Below are 9,585 nucleotides of genomic sequence, written 5' to 3' on the forward strand. Positions count from 1 at the left end.
TTAAGAATATAAGAAGAAATATTTTTAACTATATAACTATATAACTATATAACTATATATAGTATTCATGCGGGTTTAGGCTATTTATTCATAATTCACAATCATTTTCATGAATATTTTCAATTCTTTTTGTAAATAAAAAAATGGAACTCTAAAGCCCCATTTTTAAGTTCAATTATTTCTTTATTAACTCTTTAACTTTAGCAGCTTTACCCACTCTGTCTCTTAAGTAGTAAAGTTTCGCTCTTCTTACTTTACCGTATCTTACGATTTCAACTTTTTCTATGATTGGGGAGTTAATTGGGAAAGTTCTTTCAACTCCAACTCCATAAGCTAATCTTCTTACTGTGAAAGTTTCTCTAGTTCCACCGTTTTGTTTCTTTATAACAGTTCCTTCGAATACTTGTATTCTTTCTCTGTTACCTTCTTTAACTTTTACGTGAACTTTTACAGTATCACCTATACCGAAGTTTGGTAAATCACTTCTTAATTGTTCTTGTTCTATTAATCTAATTATTTCGTTCATGTGCATTCCCTCCTAAATATTAATTTGACGTTCTTAACAAATTATTTTGCCAGAGGACCGCCCGTACTAGCACAACGATAATTGTAACATATGAAAATGCAATGTGCAACATAATTTTACAATCAATTTTCTTTTAAAAGCTTTATATCTTCTTTTGATAAAGTTACTTTTTTAAACATGTCTTCTCTTCGCTCTTTTGTTATTATTAAAGACTGCTTTCTTCTCCATTTTCGGATATTTTCATGATGTCCTGATATTAATACTTCTGGTACCTTTTTTCCTTCAAACACTTCTGGTCTAGTATATTGAGGATATTCTAATAAACCATTGTAAATTGATTCTTCTTCATATGAATCAACTGAGCTTAAGACATTTGGCAATAATCTAACTATTGAATCTACCAGAACCATTGATGGTATCTCTCCACCTGTTAAAACATAATCTCCGATAGATATTTCTTCGTCTACATAGTTTTCAACAATTCTATTGTCTATGCCTTCATAATGTCCAGATATCAATATTAAATGCTCTTTTTTAGATAATGTTTTTAAAATATCTTGGTTTAATAATTTTCCTTTTGGAGACAAATATATCACATGAGAATTGATATTTTTGCAACTCATAATAGCTTCAAACAATGGTTCTGGTTTTAGAATCATTCCATTGCCTCCACCATAAGGATAATCATCTACCCTTTTATGCTTATCTTTAGAAAAATCTCTAATATTTATAGTCTTTAGCGTAAATATATTATTCTCTAAAGCTTTGCCAATAATGCTGTAATTATATAAAAAAGAAAAAGCTTCTGGGAATAAAGTTAAAACATCTATTATCATTCTAACATTCCTTCGATTGGATCAATTATTATTAATTTATCATATATATCTACATTTATGATAAATTTTTTTACTGCCGGTATTAGAAATTCTTTTCCTTCATCGTTGGTTACTACATAAACATCATTGGCATTCCCGGTAATCACATCAGTAATTTTACCAACTATCTCATTTGAAATGGTAATTACGGTGCAATTTATAAGGTCAGAGATAAAATATCTATCTTTCGGCAACGATACTTTTTCAGTTTCATCGACATAAATATACTTGCCTTTGTATTTTTCTGATTCATTCAAAGTATCTAAATTCTTAAATTTAATTATTGCTAAACCTTTGTGAATCTTTACTGATTCAACGTAAAGTATCTCTTTTTTTTCACCAAGATAAGCTTTCTTTAATTTATAAAATCTATTAATGTCATCAGTTAAAGGGTATATTTTTAATTCTCCTTTTATTCCATGAGTATTACTAACTACTCCAACAATTGTATAATCCATCTATTCACCTTAATTAAGATTTTTATTGAATAATTTCTACTACTACTCTCTTATTTTGTTTAATTGCAGCAGCTTTAACTACGGTTCGTATAGCTTTAGCAATTCTACCTTGTTTACCAATAACTTTCCCCATATCTTCTGGAGCCACTCGCAATTCTATTATAACAGATTGAGTGCCTTCTATTTCAGTAACTTTAACTTCTTCAGGATTATCTACTAGACTTTTTGCAATAAATTCTACTAATTCTCCCATAATTAAAACCTCCGAGCTATTAATTAGCATTTTCTGTTTTGGATTCATAAACTCCACTTTCTTTGAATAATTTTTCAACAGTTTCAGTAGGTTTAGCACCATTTTTCATCCATTGTTTAGCTTTTTCATTGTCAATCTTTATTGTTTTTGGCTCTGTAAGTGGGTTATAATAGCCAATCTCTTCTATAAACCTACCATCTCTTGGAGATCTCGAATCTGCAACTACGATTCTATAAAAAGGATTTTTTTTAGCACCCATTCTTTTTAATCTTATTTTAACAGCCATCATTTCACCTCCTAGTGTAAATTATCTATTTAGAAAAAGGGGAATTGAAATTTCCCTTTTTTCTTCGGTCCTTTAGAAAACTCATTTAATTTCTTCATCATTTTTTTAGTTTCTTTAAATTGTTTCAAAAGTTTGTTTACATCTTGTATTGATGTACCACTCCCTTTTGCTATTCTCTGTCTTCTACTGCTATCGATAATGTCTGGATTGTTTCTTTCCTTTTTAGTCATTGACTTTATGATTGCTTCAATTTTTACTAACTCTTTTTCATCGACATTAAGTCCCTTTAGCTGCTTTGATCCCATACCAGGTATCATTTCTAGAACATCACTTAATGGACCCATGTTCTTCATTTGTTCTAACTGATCTAAAAAGTCATCCAAAGTAAAAGATGCAGTTCTCATTTTCTTTTCAAGCTCTAGTGCTTTTTTTTCATCAAACGAAGCTTGTGCTTTCTCTATTAAACTTAGGACATCTCCCATTCCGAGTATTCTTGAGGCCATCCTATCTGGATAAAATGGCTCCAATTGATCCAATTTTTCGCCCATTCCAACAAATTTTATAGGTTTATTTGTCACTGCTCTAAGAGATAAAGCTGCGCCACCGCGGGCATCTCCGTCCATTTTTGTCAATACTACTCCGGTAATATCCAATTTTTCGTTGAATGTTTCTGCCACATTTACAGCATCTTGCCCTGTCATAGCATCTAGAACTAAAAGTATTTCATTTGGATTAGTGGCTTCTTTTATCTTAACTATTTCCTCCATTAAATCTACATCTATGTGCAATCTCCCAGCAGTGTCAATTATTACTACATCATTCCCATTTTTAATTGAATGCTCTATCCCTGCTTTAGCTATATCTATAGGATTTACATTTGTTCCCATAGAAAATACAGGAACTCCTACTTTGTTACCTACTACTTCTAATTGTTTAATTGCGGCAGGTCGATATATATCACAAGCCACCAAAAGAGGTCTTTTATTCTGTTTTTTTAGGTTAAAAGCAAGTTTTCCTGAAGTAGTAGTTTTACCAGACCCTTGCAATCCGCACATTAGAATAACTGTAGGAGGCTTTGAAGCGAAATTTAACTTTTCTTCTTTATCTCCCATAAGATTAGTAAGCTCATCGTAAACAATTTTTATAACTTGCTGCCCTGGATTTAAACTTTCTAAGACTTCTGCGCCTAATGCTCTTTCTTTAATTTTAGCAATAAAATCTTTTACAACTTTATAATTTACATCAGCTTCTAATAGTGCTAGTCTAACCTCTCTTAATGCCAAATCAAGATCTTTCTCACTTATCTTCCCTTTTCCTTTTAGCTTATCTAAAGTATTCTGTAATTTTTCTGATAAACTTTCAAATATCAATATATGAACCTCCTTATTAATAAAGGATTTTTTTTATAGTTAAATCTATGTTTTGAGCTAATTCTAAAATCTTGCTATTATTTAATTCAGAACCAATTGCCATTATTTCTTTTACTAATTTCTCTATATCTTTTATGCTGTTTTCAGTATTATAGAATTTCTCAGCAAGGCCCAATATGTTTTCGTATTCTATTAATTTTTCTTCTGCTCTTTTTAATGTATCAAAAACAGCTTGTCTAGAAGTATCCATTTCTTGAGCAACTTCACTTAATGACAAATCATTATTATAATACATATCTATAACATCGTATTGTTTTTTGCTTAACAACTTGCCATAAAAGTCAAATAATATGCTAATTTTTATCAGCTTATCCATTTTATCACCACGTTATAATACTGTCAAGTATTTTTCTTGACAGTATCTATATTAAATAAAAACTTGATATTCGTCAAGAGTTATTCGAAAATGGATTCCACAAACAAATCCACATCAAATGGTTGCAAATCTTCTATTCCTTCCCCTACTCCTATCAATTTTATTGGTAAGTTTAACTCTGCTTGTAGTGCTATTGCTATTCCGCCTTTAGCAGTTCCATCAAGTTTGGTTAATATAGCACCTGTTATATTGCTTACTTCCTTAAAAACCTTTGCTTGATTTATTGCATTTTGACCAGTAGTAGCATCTAATACTAACAATATTTCTTTTTTTGCTTCTGGAAATTCTCTTTCTACAACTCTAAATATCTTATTTAATTCATTCATTAGGTTAGTTTTATTATGCAGTCTACCTGCAGTATCGCATATTAGAACGTCAATATTTTTTGCCTTTGCTTTTTTTATTGCATCAAATATTACAGCAGCTGGATCTGCTCCCTCTTGATGCGAAACAACTTCCACATTAGCTTTAGAACCCCATGACATTAATTGATCAATAGCTGCGGCTCTAAAAGTATCTCCAGCTGCTAGCAGTACACTTTTTCCACCTGTTTTTAATGTATAGGCCAATTTCCCAATAGTTGTTGTTTTCCCGACACCATTGACTCCTTCAATTAAGATAAGACTTGGAGAAGGATCAATTTGTAGTTTATTACTATCGACAGAGTTTAACATCAATGTTTTTACTTCTTCTTTTAATAATTCTTTTATCTCTTTAGAGTCTGATATCTTGTCCTTTTTAACTTTTATTTTTAAGTTTTCAATAATTTTCACAGACGATTCTATTCCAACATCAGCTGTAATTAGAATTTCTTCTAATTCATCAAATAATTCCTCATCTACTTTTCTATGTGATATTATCACGTCATCAATTTTGCTACTAATATTTTTTCGAGTTTTAGTTAATCCATTTCTTACTTTTTCAAAAAAAGTTGTTTTTTCTTCTTTGTCTTCTATATCAAACTGAGCATTATCTTGGTAATTTTGATCTTTTTCATAGATTTCTGATGATGATTCATCAATTTTACTAGATATTTGTTTGTTTTTTTTAAAAAAATTCATAAATTAAGCCTCCTTAGTTATTCTATCGATTTCTTCATCATAATCATCTAATTTTATAGAAAGTACTTTGCTAATTCCTTCATTTTGCATGCTTATACCATAAAGATATTCAGCTATTTGCATAGATGTTTTTCTGTGAGTTATTAATATAAATTGAGTTTTCTCCTTAAAACGAGATAAATAAGAAGTAAACCTTAATATATTTGCTTCATCTAGTGCAGCGTCTATTTCATCCAACACACAAAATGGAGATGGTTTTGTTCTCAGAATAGCGAACAATAAAGCTATAGCAGTTAAGGATTTTTCTCCTCCTGATAATAGAGTAATATTCTGCATTTTCTTTCCGGGAGGTTGTATCATTATTTCTACTTCATTTTTTTCTATATCGTCTTTATTGTTTATTATTAGATTTGCACTTCCTCCACCGAATAATTCTTTATATATTGAATTAAAATTGATATCTATTTCTCTTATGGTTTCAAAAAATTGTTTTTTAATTTTACTATTAATTTCCGATATAACCATCTCTACATCTGCTTTAGCTTTTATGAGATCATTTAATTGAGATGTCATAAAATCATATCTATTTTTTGCTTTTTCATATTCATCTATAGTTGATAAGTTAACTTCACCAATTCTTGTTAAATCATCATTTAATTTTTTCAATTCAGTATTTAGAATGTCATAGTCTAAATTGTCAGGAATTTTTATTTCGTAATTAGTTATATCAATTTTATATGTTTCATTTATTCTTACAATCAAATTATTTAATGCTAAATTTTGTTTCTCAAATTCTAATTCAATCTGGTTAGATTCTTTCATCATCTTCGAGAGTATATTGTTTTCATTTTTTAGTTGATTTTGAATAACATTCATTTGGTTTTGTAATTTCTCTTTTTTTATTATAATTTCATTAAGTATCTCTTTTTCAGCTTCCTCTTGTAATTCTAGCAGTTTTATGTTTTCTTTAATTTTATTTAATTCATTCATATGCTCAGTATTTATTTTGTCTAAGCTATTTATAGTTTTTTTATTCTCAGATATTTTTGATATCAGGCTATTTGTATCTTCGTTTAACTTTATAATTCTTTTTTCCATTTCATTTATTGTGTTCTCATTAATTTTAATTCTAAATTTTAGATCTGAAATTTTATCATTAATTTCTGATAACTCCTTGTTAATATTTTGATTCAATATTTTTTGTTTATTGTTTATAGATGTTTCATTTTCCAAGTCAATATTAGTTTTATTAAGTTCTGTTTTTAATTTAGATATTTTTTCCTCTAATCTCTCACATTCCATCAATAAATCATTATATTCATTTCTTTTATTCACTAACTCTTTATTGCTAATGTTCTGATGAGATTTTTTTTGCTCAATTTGATTTCTAAGTTTACTCATTTCTACAGATAAGGAGTTATATTCATCTTTTAGTTCTTTTATGTTTTGATATATTTTTTGTTTTTCAATCGCTAGATTGTTTGTTACTTGTTGTGTTGATTTTAAATTATTATCAATTTTCTTTATTTCATTGTTAAGCTCTTCAATAATGACTTTTCTAGCTAATATTCCTTGATTTTCATTTGCTTTGTGTCCGCCAGTTATGCTCCCGCCAGGAGATAGCAAATCTCCATCTAGAGTAACTATCCTATATTTTCTAGAAGTAAATTTATTGAATTCAAGTGCTTTGTCTAAATTTTCAATTATTATAGTTTTTCCAAGCAAATACGAAAATATTTTATATAATTTAGAGTCATAACTAATTAAATCATTTGCTAGGCCCAATATCCCAAATTTATTTTTATCATAAGAGCTCAAATCTATATTTTTATGGTTGACTCCATTTACAGGAAGAAAAGTTGCTCTACCCTTCTTTTCTTCTTTTAAATAATTTATAAAAATTTTAGCGCTATATTCATCTTTTACGACTATATTTTGTATAGATGAGCCAAGTGATGTTTCTATAGCCTTTAAATACTTTCTCTCTACAATAAAAAGATCATTTACAATCCCAATAAAATGTTCTTTATATTTATTATCAGTATTTATTAATTTTATGATTTCTTTAGTGCTATTATAATAACCATCAAAATTTGATTCTAATTCTTGATGAAGTTTTAATGTGGTAGACGCTTTTATTTTCGCTTGTTTTAAATTGAGTAATTGTTCTTCATATTTCAAAAGATCTCCCTCAGTGGAACTATACTCTATATTAAGGTTCATAATTTTTTTTTCTATATTATTTATCTTTTCATCTAAATTATTTAATTTTGATTCAAGACTACTTATTTCAATACTCAAATTATTGTCGATATTTATATATTCATGAATTGAATTATCAATTTTTTCTATTCTTGATTTTATGTTATTCACAAAAGTTTCAAGACTGTAAATTTCACTTTTTATTTCAGATGCATATGAATGCAATCTCAAAACTTTTTCATTTGATTTTTTTAATTGATTTATGACATTTTCTAAATCGATTCCTAATTTTATTTTAATGTTTTCCAAATTAGAAATTTCAATAACACATTTATTTGATTCATCTTTTATTTCTTCTATTTGTCCTTTTATTATATGGATATCATTTTTATTGGTATCTATAGATTCATCAAGAGTTGCAATTTCTTTTTTTAATCTTTCTATTTCATCATTATTGTGTGATATTTTTTCAATAAGGAGGGATTCTAAATTTCTGTTTTTTTCATAGTTTTGGACTACTTCAAGTTTTAGATTCCTTTTTTCATCAATGGTTTTATCTAATTCTATTAAAGAAGTTTTAAATTCTTGTTCATCGTTTATTAATTTTTCAACTTTTTTTTCTATATTTAAGATTTCTTCCTTACAATATTTTAAATTTTTAATTTTTGAGTTCACTTCATTAACTAATTCACAGTAATTCTTTTTTGCTATTATTAAATCAATATTCTTGATTTCATCAAAAATACTCTTATATTTAATAGCCTTATCTCTTTCTGATTTTAAAGAAATTACTTGATTATTAATTTCTGATATTAAATCTGAAATTCTTAATATATTTGCATTTGTCTTTTCTAATTTTTTAAGGGCATCTTGTCTGTTAAGTTTATATCTTACTATTCCTGCAGCTTCCTCAAAAATCAATTTTCTATTTTCTGGATTTGTAGAAATTATATCTTCTATCTTTCCTTGACTAATAATTGAATATCCTTCTTTCCCAATTCCAGTATCAGAAAAAAGCTCTTTTATATCCTTTAGCCTACATGGATTTTTATTTATAAAAAATTCACTATCACCTGATCTATACATACGTCTTGATACACTTATTTCTGTATAGTCCAAAGGAATAAAGTTGTCACTATTGTCAAAAACAATTATAACCTCCGCAAATCCAAGAGGTTTTCTTTTATCAGTCCCCGAAAAGATAATATCTTCCATTTTTGTTCCTCTTAGATTTTTGATGCTCTGTTCTCCTAAAACCCATCTCAAAGAATCTGCGATATTACTTTTTCCACTTCCATTTGGACCGACTATAGCAGTTATCCTTTTGTCAAAATTGATAATTGTTTTATCTGCAAAGGATTTAAACCCTTGAATTTCTAATCTTTTTAAGTACAAAACAAACACCTCTTATTTAATAATGATTAATTATTCCAACTGCCCTTTTGTTAATGTGTTCGCTTAAACAAATTGATTTGTAAATTTCTCCTATACTTATGATAATCTCATCATTGATATTAGATTTATGAAATCTAATATTTTTGAAATTAAATTCTTTGATAAGTTTATTCTTGTTAACTGCTTTGTTACCAACAATATTATTAATTATATCGTTATTGCAAGATATATCTAATGTTTTTCCATTAGTATTTGTTTTTAAATTTAATAATTCTTCTTTTATTATTTCATAGTATATCTCTTCTTCTACTAGTTGTCTAATAGCTGGATGAAATGGTCCAGCAACTATATCTTTTCCCAGTTGAATGAATTCAGTAGGTTGCAAGCCAACCCTTATAACAGGCAAATTATAATATTCTGAAATAACAAGTAAATCTTTGCATATTAAAATAGTTTCCTCTAAACTTAGGGGTTTGTATTTACCTAAATAATACAACTCTTCTAGTTTAGTGTTTTTTACTACTAAAGTCGGATAAATTCTTATAAAATCTGGTTGTAAATCAATTATTTTTAATAATGTTTGCATAGATTTATCATAATTATCTCCTGGTAAACCTACCATCATTTGCAAACCTATAAAAAATCCAAATTCTTTTATCAAGCTAACTGAATTATTTACATCATTGATGGTATGACCACGTTCAGATAGTAGCAGTACTTCTT

10 protein-coding genes are annotated in these 9,585 nt (G+C 27.8%); all 10 read right to left on the minus strand.

Translation table 11 applies throughout. The features are described from left to right. Window positions 1-175: 175 nt before the first annotated feature. Window positions 176-526 (minus strand): 50S ribosomal protein L19, encoded by a 351-nt coding sequence (gene rplS / locus ACTB1H_RS07725; RefSeq protein ID WP_463262268.1) that lies wholly within the window; start codon window positions 524-526, stop codon window positions 176-178. 122 nt (window positions 527-648) lie between these two features. After that, a complete protein-coding gene (gene trmD, locus ACTB1H_RS07730) occupies window positions 649-1,362 on the minus strand; it encodes a tRNA (guanosine(37)-N1)-methyltransferase TrmD (protein ID WP_463262269.1) in 714 nt (237 codons plus the stop codon). Next, window positions 1,359-1,859 (minus strand): ribosome maturation factor RimM, encoded by a 501-nt coding sequence (rimM, locus tag ACTB1H_RS07735; RefSeq protein ID WP_463262270.1) that lies wholly within the window; start codon window positions 1,857-1,859, stop codon window positions 1,359-1,361. Before rimM ends, trmD begins: the two co-directional genes overlap by 4 nt. A gap of 22 nt (window positions 1,860-1,881) precedes the next feature. Beyond that, window positions 1,882-2,112 (minus strand): KH domain-containing protein, encoded by a 231-nt coding sequence (locus tag ACTB1H_RS07740; protein ID WP_463262271.1) that lies wholly within the window; start codon window positions 2,110-2,112, stop codon window positions 1,882-1,884. Window positions 2,113-2,131: 19 nt separating this feature from the next. Continuing rightward, window positions 2,132-2,398 (minus strand): 30S ribosomal protein S16, encoded by a 267-nt coding sequence (gene rpsP / locus ACTB1H_RS07745; RefSeq protein ID WP_463262272.1) that lies wholly within the window; start codon window positions 2,396-2,398, stop codon window positions 2,132-2,134. A gap of 29 nt (window positions 2,399-2,427) precedes the next feature. Next, window positions 2,428-3,768, minus strand: coding sequence for a signal recognition particle protein (gene ffh, locus ACTB1H_RS07750; protein WP_463262273.1), 1,341 nt, complete (start codon window positions 3,766-3,768; stop codon window positions 2,428-2,430). 16 nt (window positions 3,769-3,784) lie between these two features. Further along, window positions 3,785-4,144: a YlxM family DNA-binding protein gene (gene ylxM / locus ACTB1H_RS07755; protein ID WP_463262274.1), complete on the minus strand. Its 360-nt coding sequence runs from the start codon at window positions 4,142-4,144 to the stop codon at window positions 3,785-3,787. A gap of 80 nt (window positions 4,145-4,224) precedes the next feature. Then, complete coding sequence (gene ftsY, locus ACTB1H_RS07760; protein WP_463262275.1) at window positions 4,225-5,265, minus strand: signal recognition particle-docking protein FtsY; 1,041 nt, start codon at window positions 5,263-5,265, stop codon at window positions 4,225-4,227. Window positions 5,266-5,268: 3 nt separating this feature from the next. After that, entirely contained in the window at window positions 5,269-8,862 is a 3,594-nt protein-coding gene (gene smc, locus ACTB1H_RS07765) for a chromosome segregation protein SMC (protein WP_463262276.1), read from the minus strand. A 16-nt stretch (window positions 8,863-8,878) separates the two neighbouring features. Beyond that, on the minus strand, window positions 8,879-9,585 hold a 707-nt coding region (locus tag ACTB1H_RS07770; RefSeq protein WP_463262277.1), incomplete at its 5' end, for an ELP3 family radical SAM protein.

It is taken from the genome of Soehngenia sp. (genome assembly GCF_055108775.1).

Coding starts and splice junctions, on each gene's coding strand:
- rplS (WP_463262268.1), bottom strand. CDS start 526: ATGAACGAAATAATTAGATTAATAGAACAAGAACAATTAAGAAGTGAT.
- trmD (WP_463262269.1), bottom strand. CDS start 1,362: ATGATAATAGATGTTTTAACTTTATTCCCAGAAGCTTTTTCTTTTTTA.
- rimM (WP_463262270.1), bottom strand. CDS start 1,859: ATGGATTATACAATTGTTGGAGTAGTTAGTAATACTCATGGAATAAAA.
- ACTB1H_RS07740 (WP_463262271.1), bottom strand. CDS start 2,112: ATGGGAGAATTAGTAGAATTTATTGCAAAAAGTCTAGTAGATAATCCT.
- rpsP (WP_463262272.1), bottom strand. CDS start 2,398: ATGGCTGTTAAAATAAGATTAAAAAGAATGGGTGCTAAAAAAAATCCT.
- ylxM (WP_463262274.1), bottom strand. CDS start 4,144: ATGGATAAGCTGATAAAAATTAGCATATTATTTGACTTTTATGGCAAG.
- ftsY (WP_463262275.1), bottom strand. CDS start 5,265: ATGAATTTTTTTAAAAAAAACAAACAAATATCTAGTAAAATTGATGAA.